This is a genomic window from Pyxidicoccus trucidator (assembly GCF_010894435.1).
GTDB lineage: Bacteria > Myxococcota > Myxococcia > Myxococcales > Myxococcaceae > Myxococcus > Myxococcus trucidator.
The window spans coordinates 488,975-505,340 of the sequence record NZ_JAAIXZ010000003.1 but is presented as its reverse complement, the minus strand read 5'-3'; the positions used below and the strand labels follow the sequence as shown (position 1 = coordinate 505,340).

Sequence of the window (16,366 nt, the reverse complement as noted above, 5' to 3'; positions counted from 1 at the left end):
ATCTGCACATAGGTTCAGTGTCAGATCAAGAGGGTACGCTGCCGGGCCGGAAACTCGGCCCCTTACACGTTTGCAACCGAAACCCTCCCACCACCCTTTTGTTCAGTGGCAGCGCACGGGCTCAGTCCACGCGGATCAACGACGCCTCGCGCAGCCCCTCGCTCGCGTCCATGTCCACCGCGAGGTAGTGGCGCCCCACGCCGTCGAACGTCTCCGGAATCGCCCCGCCGCCTCCGGAGATGAACGCGGGGATGCCCGCGTTGGTGAACGAGTAGTAGGAGTGGATGTGGCCGTACAGCGTGAGGTCCACGCCCTCGCGCGCCATCTTCCCCACGAGCCCCGCCGCCTCGCCCCGGCTCGCGAAGCCGCCGCCTCGCAGCCCCACCGGGTCCTGCGGCGGCACGTGCATCGCCACCACGTGCACTCCGTCCCGCGAGGCCGCCAGCCACGTCTCCAGTTGCTCCTCCACTCCCGGGTCCAGCGTGCCGTTGCTGGAGTCCACCACCGAGAAGCGCACGCCCCGGAAGGTGAAGCTCTGGCTGCCCCGGCCCACCAGCGTGCTGTACTCCTCGGCGTCCTTGGCGAACGTCTCGTGGTTGCCCAGCGTGGCGTAGAGCGGAATCCTCGAGCCTGCCTCCAGCCGCTCCTGGAACTCCAGCAGCTCCTCGCGGCTGCCGCCCTCCGTCAGGTCTCCGGCGAAGAGGATGAAGCGCAGCGAGTCGTCCCGGCGCATCCGCTCGTAGATGTCGCCCACGCGCGGCAGCGCCTCCTGCACGTCCGCCAGCGCGGCGAAGCGGAAGGGCTCGCGCGTCTGCCAGTCCGGCGGCGCCACGGTGAGCCGCGCCGTCGCGCCCGCGCGCAGGGACACCCGCCACATCTTCACCGTGGGCAGCGCCTGGGGCAGGGCCTCCACGGCCAGGAGCTCGCCGCCCTCCACCTCGGCGGTCAGCTCCGCGTCCGGCATGGCGTTGCGCACCGTGAGCACCCAGTCCGCGGGCGCGTCCGCCGCGAGCGTGGCGCGCGCGATGAAGGCCGGCGCGTTGCCCCACAACATCAGCTCCCCCGCCGCCAGGCTGCGCACCGCGGCGAGCCCGTCCTCCACCTCCAGCGACAAGCCGCCGCCCTGCGCGCGGCCCACCTTCGAGTCGCGCACCGCGCGGTTCTCCGCCGGCCGCAGGCAGCCGGCCACGAGCAGCGCCAGCACCGCGCCCATCAACCCCACACGCTTCACGGCTCACCTCCCACGGCGTAGATCAGCGACAGGCGGCCGATGAGGGCACCGCCGGCCTGCACCTCGGCGGCGACGCCCCAGTCCTCCGTCAGCAGCGCCCGGCCACGCAGGCCGAAGCTGCCCACCACTCCGCCTCCGAGCGTGCGCATGCCGCCCGCGAAGTCGTCCTTGCGGTGGTCGTAATAGAGGAGCGCTTCGCCGCGCACCGGCCCTCCCCGCCCCAGCCACACGCCGTAGCCGAAGGTGAAGAGGAGCTGCTCGCTCAGGTTCCCGTCACTCACCGCGCCCGGGTAGCTGTACCCCTGGAAGGACGTGCCGATGCTGGCCTCGGCGAAGGAGCCCGCCAGCGCCGGACTCACGCGCGCCATCGCATAGCGGCCTCGCAGGCCGACTTCCCCACCGGCCACCGTGAAGCCCTCCGTCGGAAAGCGGTGGAAGAGGCCGAACAGCTCCGCGTCCAGCGCGGTGCCGTCGGAGTTCCGGCGCTCACGCTCGGGCTCGCCCAGCAGCCGGTACGCGCCGCCCAGCCGCACCTGCGTGTTGCCCTCGTCCGGGGACAGGTGCGCGGACGCCTCCAGCTTCACCGTGTCGAAGCGCGCCAGCGCGCCCAGCGAGACGAAGTGTCCGTAGTCGAAGGACGTGTCGCTCACGTACTGGTAGCCCACCTCCAGCTCCAGCGGCGGCAGCGAGTACGGCGCCACGCCCGGCTCGAACGCCGGAGACGTCACCGCGTAGAGGTTGGCCAGCGCGGAGACGCCGAACATGCTGAAGCCCGCCAGCGTCACCGCATACAGCGGGCCGATGGTGCGCCGCGAAGCGCCCGTGAAGGCGATGGGCACGCCGCCCAGGGCAATCAGCCCCAGGCCCGTGCCCTCCAGCGCGAAGAGCCGCTTCGCCGTGTGCCCGTCGCCCGCGAGCCAGGGCCCCAGCCCGTGGAACACCAGCCCCGGCAACACCGACGCCGCCATGGGCAGCACCTGGAAGGAGGGACGCGGATGCAGCGGAGAGAGCGGCGGGAGGCCCGGCGACAGGATGCTGTCGCCAGCGCCCGGGGGCGGCTGGGGCGAGCGCGGCGCGAGGGGCGCACCCACGCCGGCCCCGGAGGGCGCCGCGTCGGCTGCGCCCGCTTCGCCAGAGGCCGAGGACCCGGACGACACGGCGGCGACGGCGGGCAGCACCGAGGGCTCCGCCCCGGTTCCCCTCGCAATCACCGTCGAAGCTCCGGCCGTGGCACCATCGCCCGCGCGCGCCGCGTGCGCGCCTGCCTCGGACGCAGGCGCACTGGAAGCCAGCGCGCTCGACACCTCCGTGCGCACCGCTTCTACCGAGGCCAACGTCCCCGCGGCCTGATGCCTGGCGGAGAGCACCGGCACCACTTCCATGCGAAGGGACGCCGACGCGCGCACCGGGAAGTCCCTCGGCACGTCCAGGCCGCCCAGCTCGGGCCCTTGCGACAGCAGGTCGAATGCGGACTGCGCCCTGGCGGCGGGCGGCAGCACGACCAGCACCCACATCCAGACCAGGGCGGCCCACCGCGAGCGCAGGGGGAGCTCGGACACCATCGGCTTCGCCTTCTTTCATCCGCGGGGGACCGGCCGCCCCCGCCCGCCGGCTCCGCCGGGCGTGCCGGCCTAGATAACCGGCAACCAGCGTCTTGCTGTAGGGAGCGCCTTTAAGAAGTGTGAAGCGGGCTGACAGCCCTGCTCTCGCTCCCCCGCTCTGGCCCTACCCTCTGCGCCCGAATGCGCCCGTGATTCCAGGCCCTTGCACGGGCCCTGCGCTACTTCACCCACCTCGACCAATCATTCTGAGCCCCACCAGCCTCACTCCGAGAGCTGGTACCTCACGCCCACAGCCCGGGTCGGCAGCCTCGCGACCTCCGGAGGAGGGGCTCCAGCGACCCGTGGCCCTACCCACCACCTGAGAAATTGGCGCTCCGGAGTGATCCAGCACTCCCAGCGAAAACTTCGCGTGCGGTCCGAGCGGTATCCGGGACTTTCTCCAGAACGGGAGTATGCTCCACCTCCCTCATCATCTTCCCTGGCCCAGCACCCGTGGCGGAACCCAGCCCCCAGCAATTCGGCAAATACGTCCTGCTTTCGAAGATTGCCGCGGGCGGCATGGCAGTCACCTACCGCGCCCGGATGACCGGAGCGGCAGGCGTCACCAAGCCGTGCGTCATCAAGCAGATCCTCCCGCACTTCGTCGATGACACCGACTTCGTCGAGATGTTCATCAGCGAGGCGCGGGTCGTCGCGAGCATGAGCCACAGCAACATCGCCCAGGTCTTCGACTTCGGCGAAGTGGACGGCCAGTACTTCATCGCGATGGAGCTGGTGCAGGGCCAGCCCCTGTCCAAGGTGCTCCGCCGCGCGCAGAAGGCGGGCATGGGCATGTTCCCGGAGGCGCTCGCCCTCCACATCGCCAGCAAGCTGTGTGACGGCCTGGACTACGCGCACCGCCACGTGGGCGAGGACGGCGTGGAGATGGGCCTCGTCCACCGCGACGTGTCGCCCGACAACGTCCTCATCTCCTACGAGGGCGAGGTCAAGGTCATCGACTTCGGCATCGCCAAGGCCACCAGCCTCGTCGAGGCGAAGACGTCCCCTGGCACCCTCAAGGGGAAGTACCCGTACTTCTCCCCCGAGCAGGCCCAGGGCCGGCAGGACCTGGACGCGCGCACGGACGTGTACGCCGCCGGCGTCGTCCTCTACGAGATGGTGTGCGGCAAGCGGCCCTACGAAGGCGAGTTCGTCTCCGTGCTGCCCCGCATCATCACCGGCGACTGCCTGCCCCCCTCGGCCATCAACCCCACGGTGACCGAGGAGCTGGAGTCCATCATCTCCCACTCGATGGCCATCGACCGCGACACGCGGTACCAGACGGCCAAGGAGCTGAGTGAGTCGCTGGTGGAGCTGCTCTACCGCGACAACCCGCGCTTCACGCCCACGCTGCTGTCGCAGCTCATGGCCTTCCTCTTCGCCGAGGAGCTGGCCGCCGAGGGCCGCAAGGCGCCTGAAATCTCGCCCGCCTTCAAGGAACAGCTGGCCATGTGGCAGACGGCCAACGCGGAGCCCTCGCAGGGCCGCGCCCGTCCCCTCTCCAGCAACTCGCAGCGCGCCTCCAGCCCCGGCATCCGCAAGCCCGGGAGCGACGGCGGCCGCCCCGGCAGCGAGGGCGGGCGCCGGCCCACCACCAGCAACCCGAGCATCCGCCGCGTCACCAGCGCCGGAAACATGCGGCGGGTGACCAACCCCAACATGCCCCGCTCGGAGGGCGGCCCCCGCCGGCCTGGCACCTCCGAGCGCTCCGCCCCGCCCGTGCCGGAGCTGCCCGACGAGCCGAGCACCGACGCCGGCACAGGGCCAATAGGCATCGTGCCCACGCTGGCCGCGCCGCGCGACACCCCGGTGGAGACGCCCGCGCTCGGCGACCTGGACACTCCGGACACGGAGTCCGGCGCCTCGCGCCCCACCGACGTGCGAGGGGGCAGCGCGTACCCCGGCTCCGTGGACGAGGTCCGCCAGAAGCTGGCCCGCGAGGAGGCCGCGCGCGTCGCGAAGAGTCAGCAGCAGGTCCGCACGCTGAGCATCTACGTCTTCGGGACGGCCGCCATCCTTCTCGTCATCGGCCTGGTCTACAACTTCATCTTCAAGGCGGAGGTCTCCCCCGGCCAGGCGCAGGACGACATCACCACCCTGTGGGTGACGTCCAAGCCCTCTGGCGCCCAGGTGAAGCTCAATGGCCGGGAAATCGCCGGCAAGACGCCGCTCATGGTGGAGGGAGTCATCGTCGGCGCGGCCAACACCCTGGTGCTGACGCTGCCCGGCCACCTGGCCTGGACGAAGCGCTTCACTCCGACTTCCAAGATGGTGGAGCCGGTGAACGCGGAGCTGCAGTCGGCCTCCGCGCCGGAGACGACGACGCCCGTCCCGGTGGCCGCCGCCGCCACGGACGCTGGCGAGGCCCAGGCCGCGGTGACGGCGGACGGCGGCGCCCTGGTGGCGCTCGTTCCGGACACGAAGCCCGCCGAGGACACGGGTGAGACGAAGCCGATGGACGCGGCCCTCCGCACCATGCACGAGGTGGACTACCCCACCCGCCTGCTGGTGCTGCGGCCCCGGTACAACGCCGTGCCCATCCCCCAGTACGCCACGACCAGCATCGACCTGAACCCCGCCGCCGCGTACTCGGTGTGGACGGAGGGCACCGCGTCGTTCGCCGAGGGCCGGCGCACCGCGTCCGGGACGCTGGCCTACTTCGCCGAGGGCGACCTGCCCCCGGACGCCAGCTTCGGCCTGCTGAGCGCGTCCACCCGCACCATCAAGGGCGTCCGCCGGCTGCACGTGTTCGCGGTGGACGACAACGGGCCTGAGGACAACAACGGCACCATCCGCGTCAACCTCCGCCAGTCCGCCTACATACCGCCGCGCTCCCTCACCTTCGAAGCGAAGGAGCACGCGGTGCAGCTCAAGCCGGAGCACCAGGTGGTGCTGCGCGGCCTCAACCCGCGCTCCACCTACCTGTTCACCGTGCGTGACGACTTCGCGGAATTGCGCGCCACCGCCAACAGCCGCGTGCGCCAGGTGCTGTGCGTGGAGCGCGGACCCGAGGCCGGCTCCGTGCGCGCCACCCACCGCCTGCTGGAGACGGGCAAGCGCTACCAGGTCACCGGCACCGAGGACCTGCGCTGCACCTTCCCCGACGCCAATGTGGACGACAACTCGGGCGCCATCGAAGTGGACGTCGTCGACGTGACGGTCATGTCCCGCAAGGAGCGCGCCGAGGCCCTCAAGGGCTCGCGTCGCTCCGAGCGGTAGACGCCGCCGACGCGGTTTCACGGAGCAGGCGGACGGGCGAGCGCCCTCCGCCCGCCCCGGACTGCGGGCATGCGCCAGGGCCGGGCCCCAGGTGTCCTGCCGCGCACGCTCCCACGGTGGGGCAGATGGCTACCCTCATGGCGTCCACCCGCTGCGCCGAGTGGATGAAGGCGATTGAGGTGATGGGCATCCTCAAGCTGACGGCCATGGCGGGCGTCATCGGCATCACCGCGCCGCGGAATCCGCGCGCGAGGGCTTCCACGAGCTGGGCAGTGGTTGCCCGTTTCCTGCCGTAAGGGCCAGCGAGGGCCGCGGTAGCACGGCGGCCCGGTTCGACAAGGACGGGAAAGGCACGTGGGCGCGGGGCCGAGGCGGGCACCGGGCCCACGGGTCTTTCTACCGCTCGCGTGCCGGCTCGCCCTCATCCATGAGCGCGAGGAGGCGCTCCGGGTCCTGCTCCTCGAAGTGGCGGGGGACGTACATGGCCCATGGTTGCCGCCGGAGCCACGGCACAGTCAACCCACGGCGGCGGGGGCACAGCGGGGACGCGCTACTCGTCGTCCGCGTCGTCCCCGGCGGCGGACTCCGCGCACCAGTAGCCCTGCATCTGGCGGAGGAAGTCGGCCGTTATCGGGAAGCCGGAGCCCGCGCCCAGCACGGTGTCCAGGCCGCACTCGGGACAGAGCGCCGTCTGGCCGACGTCCGCCTCGTCCTCGTCCACCCACTCGCGGACGCGCTCCGGCGGGAAGGTGGCCAGGCAGTTGAAGCACCCGCAGAGCGCGCTGGCCAGCAGCTCGTCGCGGTGCTGGTTGGAGCGCTCATGCGCGCGGATGTGGTCGGGAAGCGTGGCGTCCACGGCGGCGATTTGAGCACGAAAGCGGCGGCTCCGTCGTGGTGCGTGCGACGTCCGTTCAGCGCCCGGCCACGGGGCCGTCCGTTCCTTCCCGGGTGTGGAGACCAGCGCCACCGTCTGGTCCACCAGTCGCTGTCCCAGCACGGCTGCGGGGTCTGTCTGCTCCGCCCAGCCGGTGAAGTCGCGCAGCAGGGGGCCCAGCACACCTGACTGCGCGGGCTGTCCACCCAGGCATAGCCGCTGTACCTATCCTCCGTTTGGCACGCGCGGCCCGGCCACAGGATTGAAGAAAACGCCTGTGTTTCCAATTCGCTCAATCGCCTCCTTCACCTCCTTGGAGACAATCAGGGCCACTTCCCACCCCATCGGCCGAAAAACACGAGCCCCTTCAACCTTCGCTGTGTCGATCCGCAAGCCTGAGATTGCACGATACTCGCCCGTCCGCTCGGGCATGGCACCGTCTGAAGGATACTTCTGGACCTCTCGACAATTTACTTCGTCAATGCACTCGAAGCGCCTGGTCGCATTCACAATGTAGTACCGCTCAGTCGTCCCCTCGATTTCTACCGGGAACAGCTGCACGTCATCAGGAGCCAGCTCCCGGAAGATATGTGCGACCTGCTCTTTGGCGATAGGCAAGCGGTCTGCATTTGCCACCGAAAAGGTGCGCTCCTCGCCAGCATGAAAGGGCTTCGTCTTGAGTGGCCCCGGCTCTGCCACCCGTCTCCCTTCCACAAACATCCACGGCTCCTCTATTTCACCACCCGATACTGGAGCGGGGGTATCAAGACTCCACTGCGGCACGTCCCCGATCTCCACAGCGTAGTAATCACGCTCCATCTCAACCCTCGCCCGCCACAATCAGACGGCGCAAATCCGAACTACCGGAACGCGTTGACCACGAAGACCGATGCGCCGGAGTAGTCCAGGATGGCCGTGCCCGGCTTCGAGTCGGGACGTTTGCGAAGCTGCCCCTTTCCGAGTCGAGCCATCGCGCAGATGGGAACCACGTCTCCATCCGGAGGATGCGCCTCGTAGTACCGGACGACCACCTGCGGTCCGCCCGTCCAGACCTGTCCGTACAGGCGGGTTCCCGGGTCGAGATTCCCAAGCTGGCCGTCCAGATAGCTCTCCACCGGCCCGTCATAGAGCGTGATGGGTCGTGCATCGATCTGGCTGGCATCCAGCTCCACGTCCGCGGAGTCACTCACCCGCATCCGGAGGATGCGCATCGTCCTGAGCGCCTCTTCCGAGCACTCCTGCGGTCCAGGAGTTCCATCAGGCCGAAGCGAAACGCCAGAAGCAGAGCAGCCTGTGACGGCAAGGAGCAGGGTCGCCCACGGCAGTCGTCGTGCTCGGATTGGAGGCATGGCCGTCGCTCTTACTCACGCGCAAGGCGGTGATCCAGCAGAACGTACCCCTGCTGAAGTCCGTCATGGCGGAAGAGCTCCAACACGAGGTTGGTGAAGCCGCCATCCGACTTGAAGGCACTCTTGTCCGCGACAACGGCAAAACGTCCGGATGAGCCGGGAGCAATCGAGGCCCGATCCATGCGCAGGGCAAACGGCCTCGCCTCGCCAGAGGAGGTCGTCGACAGGCGAGCCTCCATGAGGCTCCACTGTCGTTCCGACTCCTGGTTCTTGATGTGGAACACGACGGCGGCTTTTGCCTTGCCCGAGTAGACGCGGACGACCACCTCCACCTCGCCATCCCTGAGCACCCACTTCTGATGCTCGATGAACGGGGTCTGTTTGGTGGAGTCACTGACCAGCAATGCGGCCAAAGCATGGTCAGGCGAGGTCTCCTCCTTGCGGAATCGGTCGTTCTCCTCCCTGAGGCCCCGCTCTCGCACGAGCGCATCAGACAGGGCCGCATGCACCGCCTTCGAGGTCTTGCGGTCAGGGAACACGTTCACCTGCTGGTCCCCGCGACCCTCCCGTGCAGTCACGATGAACGGCACTTCTGCCCCATCCGTGAACTTCACCAGGAGCGGCAGACGGTCTTCAGGCTCGAGGTTCTGGAGCGGCACCAGGAGCACCGATTTGCCACCGATGACTGGCTGCTCGAACCGCCCCTCCCATCCCAGCAGCTTCGTCCCCTGTGCATCACAGGTCTTCTCGAAGCGAAGGACGGTCGCAATCTGACCGGCGACGTACACCTGGGACGCAGTGTCGTCCGGGTGGTCCGAGAGATAGATGTTCCGGACGACAGCTTCTGGCTCCCTGGCCGCCGCAACGGACGCCCCCAGGAGAAGAAGCAGGGCATACCCGCCGGATAGGATTTTCCTCATGGTGAGGGGAACCTACCAGGAGGGGCTCAACGGAACCAACCGGAGGGCGTCACAGCGTGAGAGCCCGGTGGTCACCGGCAAGGTGCTCGTCGCCTCAAGGAGGAACCCTGCCCCTCTCCCGAGATGGAAGAGGGGCAGGAACAGACGACCTCAGATGTCCAGGTTCTGCACGTCGAGCGCGTTGCGCTCGATGAACTCGCGGCGCGGCTCCACCGCCTCGCCCATCAGCAGCGAGAAGATGGTGTCGCTCTCCACCGCGTCCTCCACCCGTACCTGGAGCAGCGTGCGCGTGGTCGGGTTCATGGTGGTGTCCCAGAGCTGCTCGGGGTTCATCTCGCCCAGCCCCTTGTAGCGCTGCAGGCCCAGCCCCTTCTGCGCGTCCTTGCGGACCACGGCCAGGACCTCCTGCACGGTGAAGGCCGTCACCTCGCCCGCATCCACCCGCACCTTGTACGGCGCCTTGCCCAGCGAAGCGAAGGCGTCGCGCAGCGCCGCCAGCTCCACGTACTCCGGAGACGACAGGAAGGCGTGGTCCAGCACCGTCTCCCGCATGGCGCCATTCACGTCCGTGCGGAACACCAGCTTCTTCGTGTGGTGCTCCGGGTCCTGCACCAGCTCGTGCTTCACCCGGCCCAGCACGTCCGGCATCCGGCGCTCGAAGTAGCCGTAGACGTCCTTCACGACCGTCTCCATCGCCAGCTCGTCCGCCAGCGTGTCGGCCGTCGTCCGCGTCGCCTGCACCAGCGCGTCCACCACCCGCGCGTCACGGCGCTTCGCCTGCTTCTCCAGGCGCTCCTCGTACGTAATCACCTTCTCCAGCAGCGCCTTCAGCTCCGAGCCGCCCAGCTCGCCCGCGGGCGTCAGCACCCGCGAGTGCTCCGAGGCGGCCTTGAGCAGGTACTCGTTCAGCGCGCGCTCGTCCTTGACGTAGAGGTCCTTCTTGTTGCGCGTCACCTTATAGAGGGGCGGCTGCGCGATGTAGAGGTACCCCTTCTGGAGCAGCTCCGGCATCTGGCGGAAGAAGAACGTCAGCAGCAGCGTGCGGATGTGGCTGCCGTCCACGTCTGCGTCCGTCATCAGGATGATGCGGTGGTAGCGCGCCTTCTCCGGGTCGTAGTCCTCGGCGCCGATGCCCGTGCCCAGGGCCGTAATCAGCGTCACGATTTCGGCGCTGGTCAGCATCTTCTCGAAGCGCGCCTTCTCGACGTTCAGAATCTTGCCGCGCAGCGGGAGGATGGCCTGGTTGCGCCTGTCCCGGCCCTGCTTCGCGGAGCCGCCTGCGGAGTCACCCTCGACGATGTAAAGCTCGCTCTCGCGCGGGTCCTTGCTCTGGCAGTCCGCGAGCTTGCCCGGCAGGCCGCCGCCGTCCAGCACGCCCTTGCGGCGCACCGTCTCCCGCGCCTTGCGGGCGGCGATGCGGGCACGGCAGGCGTCGCCAATCTTCGCCACGACCTTCTTGGCGACCATGGGCGTCTCTTCGAGGAAGGTGGCGAGCTGGTCGTTCACCATCTGCTCGACCAGGCCCTTCACCTCGCTGTTGCCCAGCTTCGTCTTCGTCTGCCCCTCGAACTGCGGGTTGGGCAGCTTGACGGAGATGACCGCGGACAGGCCCTCGCGGGCGTCCTCACCCGTGGGCGTCTCCTTCAGGTCCTTCCACTGGCCGCCCTTCTCCGCGTAGCTGTTCAGCGTGCGCGTGAGCGCCGCCTTGAAGCCGGACAGGTGGCTGCCACCCTCGTGGGTGTTGATGTTGTTGGCGAAGGTGTAGATGCGCTCGTCGTAGCCGTCATTCCACTGCATCGCGATGTCGAGCGTGACGCCCTCGCGCTCCGTGGAGAAGGAAATCGGCTTCTCGTGCAGCACCTCCTTCGACTGGTTGAGGTACTGCACGAAGGACGAGATGCCGCCTTCGAACTTGAAGTCGTGCTCCTTGTTCGTGCGCTCATCGCGGATGGTGATGTGCAGGCCGGCGTTGAGGAACGCCAGCTCGCGCAGGCGCTGGCTGAGCGTCTCGAAGTTGAAGTCGTTCGTCTCCATCACCGTGGCGTCCGGCTTGAAGGCGATGTGCGTGCCACGCTTGTCCGTGGTGCCGACTTCCTGCGGATGGCTCACGGGGATGCCCTGCGCGTAGGCCTGCTCGTACACCTTGCCGTTGCGCTGGACGCGGACCTTGAACCACTCGGAGAGGAAGTTGACGCAGGTGACGCCCACGCCGTGCAGGCCGCCGGAGACCTTGTAGGCCCCGTTGCCGAACTTGCTGCCGGCGTGCAGCTCGGTGAGCACCACCTCCAGCGTGTCCTTGCCGGGGAACTTCGGGTGCGGGCCCACGGGAATGCCGCGGCCGTTGTCCTGGACGCTGAGCGAGCCATCCACGTGGATGACGACCTCGATGTCCGTGCAGTGGCCCGCGAGCGACTCGTCCACGGCGTTGTCCACGACCTCGTACACGAGCTTGTGGAGCCCGTAGGTCATGGTGTCGCCGATGTACATGCCTGGGCGCTTCCGGACCGCCTCGCGGCCCTCGAGCTTGGTGATGCTGTCCGTCCCATACTCCACGGGCGGCGGGGCAACCGCTGCGCCGGTAGCGGGGGTCTTTTCCATGTGAAGCTGTCCTTGGAAAAAGGAGCCTTGCAACAGGCTTGTGCCTACCATTTAAGGCCCCCCCGAACAAGGTCGGTGAGGCGCTGCAAGGCTTCGTAAACACTCATGAAAATCGCTCGGCCGCCCCCTCGGACGGCCGACCCCGGAAACCCGGGTCTCAGGCGTCGAAACGCGGCGGTGGAAGTCGCTCCTCCAGCGCGGCGATCAACTCTTCAAAAACAGCCCGGCGGGCGAAGAGATGCCGGGTGACGAGCACCCTTCCCTCTTCCTTGAGGAACAGCCCGAGCACGTTCCCCCTCCGGCCGAGCCTGCGCACGGAATCAATCTGGCCCCAGTGCAAATCCAGCTCGTTCTTGCTGAAGGGACGGGCCACGCGCACGCCGCGTGCGTCCACCGTGACGCCCCAGCCGGAGCGGGGCCGCAACCGGTGGAAGGACACGAGGAAGGCCAGCATCAGACCCGCCGAGACACCGGCACGAGCCATGGCCTGGAGGCCGCCACCTTCCCGGGCGTCGGCCATGGCCCAGGCGGCGAGCACCGCCAGCACACAGGCTCCCACGAAGAGGCCGATGCGCGTGGCGCGAGGGTCGAAGGCATAGAAACGCGGGCTGCTCATGTGCGTCCGCGCACCCTACCCGCCCTGGGGCGCCGGTGCGCGCTTTTGCGTACGCTCCGCCCCGTCCATGACGAATGCCGAACTGACCGTGCGTCTGCGCGCCAATGTCATCGCCTTCCGGCACCTCCAGCGGGAGCGGGGCCAGCTGCGCCACCTGGGCCTGCCGGGGGTGGACGCCTTCTGCCTCCCCGCCTTCCTGGGGGAGCTGCACTTCCAGCAGGCGTACTTCACCGACGCCGGAGCGCTCGCCCAGGGCCTGCCCGCCGTGGAGGACTTCTACCGGGGCCAGGGCGTGCCCGCGTGGCGCGTGGTGGTGCTGCCGGGTGACGTCGACGGGGGGCGGGTGCTCGGCGGCGCCGGCTACCGCCCCGACGAGCGCGTCACGGACGCCATGGGGCTGGTGCTGGCCGAGGTGCAGGACGTGCCCCCCGGCATCCCCCTGGAGGAGCCGGAAACGCAGGAGGACCTGGTGGCGCTCAACATCTCCGCCTGGGGAAGCTGGGGCGGCACCCTGGAGGTGTGGAACCGGCCGCCCCGGCTGCCCGTGCACACGCTGGTGGCACGCGAGGCGGGTCGGCCGCTGGCCTGTGGCTTCGCGCAGGACGTGGGCGACACCGCCGGCATCTTCATGGTGGCCACCGCCCCCGAGGCGCGAGGCCGCGGGCTGGCGACGGAGGTCATGCGCGGGCTGCTCGCCGGAGCGCGGAAGCGGGGTATGACGGCGTCCGTGCTCCAGTCCACACCGCAGGGCCTGGGCGTGTACCGGCGGCTGGGCTACCGGGAGCTTGGCAGCTGGGTGAGCTGGGTGTACCGCGCCCGCTGAGTCAGCGCAGCGACTCCAGTTCCTCCAGCACGGTGAGCACCTGGTGCGGCTGCCGCGCGTCCAGCAGCCGGTCCGCGAGCCCGTGGGCGGCCAGCCGTGCCACGTGCGCCAGCCGCATCAGCCGGACGCGGCCCCGGCCGCCATCCACCGCCGCCACCACCAGCCGGAGCGGCTGGCCGTCCGGCGTGTCCACCTTCAGCGGCTTCGCCAGTGTCACCAGCGCCGCCACCGGCGTGGCGCCCGCCAGGAAGGCATGCGGCACCGCCACCCCGCCGCCCACCGCGCACGAGGACTCCTCGTCGCGCCGCCGCAATTCGTCCACCAGCCGCCCCGCGTCCGCGCCCGGCAGCGCCGCGCTCAGGCGCCCGGCCACCACGTCCAGCACGTCGTCCCAGCCCGCGCAGGACAGCTGCACCACCACCCGCTCCGGGGCCAGCAGCGGCGCCAGCGGGGGCACGGGCTCGTCGGCCCGCGCGCCGCGCACCGGGAACTCCGAGTCCAGGAAGGCGCGCACCCGCGTGAGCTGCGCGCCCGACAGCCGCCGCCGCGCGATTTCGAGGAAGAGCGTTCCCGCCCCGGGCACCTCTTCCAGGTAGCCCGCCACGTACGGGCTCACCCGCTGGGCCACGTCCATCAGCAGCGCGGGCGGCACGTCCAGCTCGCGGGCAATCGCCGCCAGCCGCTCGGGCGTGGGCGGCGCGTCCACGCCGTTCTCCACCCGGCTGAGGTACGCGCTCGACACGCCGATGCGCCGGGCCATGTCCCGCAGGGACACGCCCGCATCGACACGCAACAGCCTCAGGGTGGCCCCCAGGTGCATGGCTTCCTCTCAGCGCCGCGCGGGCAGCGCGCGCTCCGACCTGCTCGTGTCCATGTGCAACAGCTTCGGGGTGTCACCCAGGGGCATGACGTTCCTCTCAGCTCCTCGCGGGCATCGCGCCGCTGGAGGACTCCTCGCGCTCGGCGGCGGCGACTTCCACCGCGGGCGCGGCTTCCGGGTGACAGACCACGAGCAGCGAGCCCGGCGCGTCGCGGACGATGCGCTCGCGGTGCAGGCCGAAGAGCCGGTCCTCCAGGCCCCACTGCGCGCCCAGGCCCACCACCACCAGGTCATACCCGTGGCGCGCCTCCTCCAGCGCGGCCTCGTCCGGCACCGCGTGCCGCACCACCTTCAGTCGCACGCCGCCCTCCTCGGAGGGGAACAGCTCCTCCACCTGGGCCCGCGCGCCGCCGCCGCCCAGGTCCGACGTCACGTGCAGCACCGTCACCTCCGCGCCCGACTGCCGCATCAGCCGCCGCGCCAGCCCCAGCGCCGCCCGGTCATGGCTGCTGCCGATGAAGGGCACCAGCACCCGCTTCACGTCCGACAGTCCCCGGTCCACCAGCACCGCCACCGTGCCGGACGCCGCCTCCATCACCTCGTGCACCGTGCCGCCCAGCACCGTCTGGCTGAAGAGGGGCTTGTGCCAGCCCAGCAGCACCAGGTCCGCGCGCCGGGCCTGCGCCGTGCGGAGGATGTCCGCGGCGGGCTCGGCGGACACGAAGGACAGTGGGCGCACCGCCAGTCCCAGCTTCTCCGCCCGTCCCAGCAGCGGCGCCAGCGCGCCCTCCGCCGGAGGGCTCCGCTCCGCGTCCGGACGCAGCGACGCGCGCTCGGGAGGCACCAGGTGCAGCGCATGGAGCTGCGCGCGCTCGCCGCCCACCAGCGCCCGCGCCAGCGACGCCATGCCCGGCCCCGCCTGCCCGTGCGACACGCACATCAGGACGCTGTAGGGCGCCGGGCCCGCCTCCAGCGTCGTCACCGGCGCGAGCCTGTCCCGCGTCAGCTCCTCCGTCGGGTAGAACCAGCGCAGCAGCGGCGTGGTGATGAACGTCGTCACCAGCGCCATCAGCACCATCATCGTGAAGAGCTGGGGCGAGATGACGCCCAGGTCCAGGCCGAGGTTGAGCACGATGAGCTCCATCAGCCCGCGCGTGTTCATCAGCACGCCCACCGCGCCCGCCTCGCGCCAGCCCATGCCCGTCAGCCGCGCCGCCACCGTGCTGCCACCGAACTTGCCCACGCATGCCAGCAGGATGATGACCCCACACGTCATCCACGCCTCCACGCTGTCCAGCAGGCCAATCTGCGTGCGCAGGCCGCTGAAGGCGAAGAAGACGGGCAACAGCAGCACCACCGCCACGTCCTCCAGCCGCTCCGCCAGCGCCTCCGCCAGCCCGCCCTCCTTGGGGATGACGGCACCGAAGAGGAAGGCCCCGAAGAGGGCGTGGATGCCGATGAGCTCCGTCACCCACGCGGACACCAGCAGCAGCACCAGCGTGCCCGCCACCACGTTCTGCGTCAGCCCCTCACGGCTGGCCACCCGGGCCCCCAGCCGCGCCAGGAAGGGCCGCACCACCACCAGCACGAAGCCGATGTAGAGCATGGCGAACACCGTGGTGAGCGCCGCGTCCGCCAGGCTCGAGGCCCGGACGATGGAGACGACGAAGGCCAGCAGGCACCACGCCGTCACGTCGTCCACCGCCGCGCAGGCGATGGCCACCGTGCCCACCTTCGACTGCAACAGCCCCCGCTCCGTGAGGATGCGCGCCAGCACCGGGAAGGCGGTGATGCTCATCGCCACGCCCATGAAGAGCACGAACGAGCTGAACGGCACCGCCGGGTCCGACAGGCTCCGGTACAGCCACAGCGCCGCCGCCCCCGCGCCCAGCGCGAAGGGGACGATGATGCTGGTGTGGCTGATGGCCACCGAGGCATGCCCCCGCCCCTTCAGGAGCTTCGGGTCCAGCTCCAGGCCGATGAGGAACATGAAGAGCACCAGCCCCACCTGGCTGAGCATCTTCAGCACCGGCATCGACGACGCAGGGAACAGCCACTCCATCGCCCCCGGCGCCACCCACCCCAGCAGCGACGGGCCCAGGAGGATGCCCGCCACCACCTCGGCGATGACCAGCGGTTGCCCCAGCCACCTCGCGCCACGGCCGATAAGCCGCGACAGGCCGATGATGACGATGAGCTGCACCAGTAACAGCGTGAGCGCGTTGGTGTGCATCAGCCCTCCGAAGACAGGGTGTTAAGTAACCCCTTATCAGTGGGCTCGCGGGGGCGTCAATTCACGCGGACCGCCGGTGCGG

13 protein-coding genes are annotated in these 16,366 nt (G+C 69.8%); 3 read left to right on the top strand and 10 right to left on the bottom strand.

What is annotated here, in order from left to right; translation table 11 throughout:
- Positions 1–121: 121 nt before the first annotated feature.
- Positions 122–1,231, bottom strand: a complete 1,110-nt coding sequence (locus G4D85_RS12070) for a metallophosphoesterase family protein (RefSeq protein WP_164011303.1) — start codon at positions 1,229–1,231, stop codon at positions 122–124.
- On the bottom strand, positions 1,228–2,793 hold the full coding sequence (locus tag G4D85_RS12065; RefSeq protein ID WP_164011301.1) for a hypothetical protein: 1,566 nt from the start codon (positions 2,791–2,793) through the stop codon (positions 1,228–1,230). Before G4D85_RS12065 ends, G4D85_RS12070 begins: the two co-directional genes overlap by 4 nt.
- Positions 2,794–3,285: 492 nt before the next feature.
- Between G4D85_RS12065 and G4D85_RS12060 the strand changes: the two genes are divergently transcribed.
- Both G4D85_RS12060 and G4D85_RS12055 read left to right on the top strand, forming a co-directional pair.
- Positions 3,286–6,051, top strand: coding sequence for a serine/threonine-protein kinase (locus G4D85_RS12060; protein WP_164011299.1), 2,766 nt, complete (start codon positions 3,286–3,288; stop codon positions 6,049–6,051).
- Between the two features lie 125 nt (positions 6,052–6,176).
- Positions 6,177–6,347, top strand: coding sequence for a hypothetical protein (locus G4D85_RS12055; RefSeq protein WP_164011297.1), 171 nt, complete (start codon positions 6,177–6,179; stop codon positions 6,345–6,347).
- A gap of 254 nt (positions 6,348–6,601) precedes the next feature.
- On the opposite strand, the gene G4D85_RS49330 is transcribed toward G4D85_RS12055, so the two are convergent.
- From G4D85_RS49330 to G4D85_RS12025, 6 genes are all read right to left on the bottom strand, one after another.
- The gene (locus tag G4D85_RS49330; protein WP_240359219.1) at positions 6,602–7,108 is read right to left on the bottom strand and encodes a hypothetical protein; all 507 of its coding nucleotides are present in this window, start codon (positions 7,106–7,108) and stop codon (positions 6,602–6,604) included.
- A 42-nt stretch (positions 7,109–7,150) separates the two neighbouring features.
- Positions 7,151–7,744: an imm11 family protein gene (locus G4D85_RS12045; protein ID WP_164011295.1), complete on the bottom strand. Its 594-nt coding sequence runs from the start codon at positions 7,742–7,744 to the stop codon at positions 7,151–7,153.
- A 41-nt stretch (positions 7,745–7,785) separates the two neighbouring features.
- The gene (locus G4D85_RS12040) at positions 7,786–8,136 is read right to left on the bottom strand and encodes a hypothetical protein (RefSeq protein WP_338052889.1); all 351 of its coding nucleotides are present in this window, start codon (positions 8,134–8,136) and stop codon (positions 7,786–7,788) included.
- Between the two features lie 149 nt (positions 8,137–8,285).
- On the bottom strand, positions 8,286–9,194 hold the full coding sequence (locus G4D85_RS12035; protein WP_164011291.1) for a DUF2381 family protein: 909 nt from the start codon (positions 9,192–9,194) through the stop codon (positions 8,286–8,288).
- Positions 9,195–9,344: 150 nt separating this feature from the next.
- Positions 9,345–11,792: a DNA topoisomerase (ATP-hydrolyzing) subunit B gene (gene gyrB / locus G4D85_RS12030; RefSeq protein WP_164011290.1), complete on the bottom strand. Its 2,448-nt coding sequence runs from the start codon at positions 11,790–11,792 to the stop codon at positions 9,345–9,347.
- Positions 11,793–11,949: 157 nt separating this feature from the next.
- Complete coding sequence (locus G4D85_RS12025; RefSeq protein ID WP_164011288.1) at positions 11,950–12,408, bottom strand: hypothetical protein; 459 nt, start codon at positions 12,406–12,408, stop codon at positions 11,950–11,952.
- A 67-nt stretch (positions 12,409–12,475) separates the two neighbouring features.
- On the opposite strand from G4D85_RS12025, the gene G4D85_RS12020 reads away from it, so the two are divergent.
- Entirely contained in the window at positions 12,476–13,231 is a 756-nt protein-coding gene (locus G4D85_RS12020; protein ID WP_164011286.1) for a GNAT family N-acetyltransferase, read from the top strand.
- 1 nt (position 13,232) lies between these two features.
- Here G4D85_RS12020 and G4D85_RS12015 read toward each other — a convergent pair whose 3' ends face one another.
- Both G4D85_RS12015 and G4D85_RS12010 read right to left on the bottom strand, forming a co-directional pair.
- Positions 13,233–14,051: a helix-turn-helix domain-containing protein gene (locus G4D85_RS12015; RefSeq protein WP_164011284.1), complete on the bottom strand. Its 819-nt coding sequence runs from the start codon at positions 14,049–14,051 to the stop codon at positions 13,233–13,235.
- Between the two features lie 97 nt (positions 14,052–14,148).
- Complete coding sequence (locus tag G4D85_RS12010) at positions 14,149–16,284, bottom strand: cation:proton antiporter domain-containing protein (RefSeq protein ID WP_164011282.1); 2,136 nt, start codon at positions 16,282–16,284, stop codon at positions 14,149–14,151.
- Between the last annotated feature and the right edge of the window lie 82 nt (positions 16,285–16,366).

Excerpts from the sequence above, each read along its gene's own strand:
- G4D85_RS12020 (WP_164011286.1), top strand. The coding sequence starts at position 12,476 with ATGACGAATGCCGAACTGACCGTGCGTCTGCGCGCCAATGTCATCGCC.
- G4D85_RS12010 (WP_164011282.1), bottom strand. The coding sequence starts at position 16,284 with ATGCACACCAACGCGCTCACGCTGTTACTGGTGCAGCTCATCGTCATC.
- gyrB (WP_164011290.1), bottom strand. The coding sequence starts at position 11,792 with ATGGAAAAGACCCCCGCTACCGGCGCAGCGGTTGCCCCGCCGCCCGTG.
- G4D85_RS12045 (WP_164011295.1), bottom strand. The coding sequence starts at position 7,744 with ATGGAGCGTGATTACTACGCTGTGGAGATCGGGGACGTGCCGCAGTGG.
- G4D85_RS12035 (WP_164011291.1), bottom strand. The coding sequence starts at position 9,194 with ATGAGGAAAATCCTATCCGGCGGGTATGCCCTGCTTCTTCTCCTGGGG.
- G4D85_RS12025 (WP_164011288.1), bottom strand. The coding sequence starts at position 12,408 with ATGAGCAGCCCGCGTTTCTATGCCTTCGACCCTCGCGCCACGCGCATC.
- G4D85_RS12040 (WP_338052889.1), bottom strand. The coding sequence starts at position 8,136 with ATGCGCATCCTCCGGATGCGGGTGAGTGACTCCGCGGACGTGGAGCTG.
- G4D85_RS12015 (WP_164011284.1), bottom strand. The coding sequence starts at position 14,051 with ATGCACCTGGGGGCCACCCTGAGGCTGTTGCGTGTCGATGCGGGCGTG.
- G4D85_RS12065 (WP_164011301.1), bottom strand. The coding sequence starts at position 2,793 with ATGGTGTCCGAGCTCCCCCTGCGCTCGCGGTGGGCCGCCCTGGTCTGG.
- G4D85_RS12055 (WP_164011297.1), top strand. The coding sequence starts at position 6,177 with ATGGCTACCCTCATGGCGTCCACCCGCTGCGCCGAGTGGATGAAGGCG.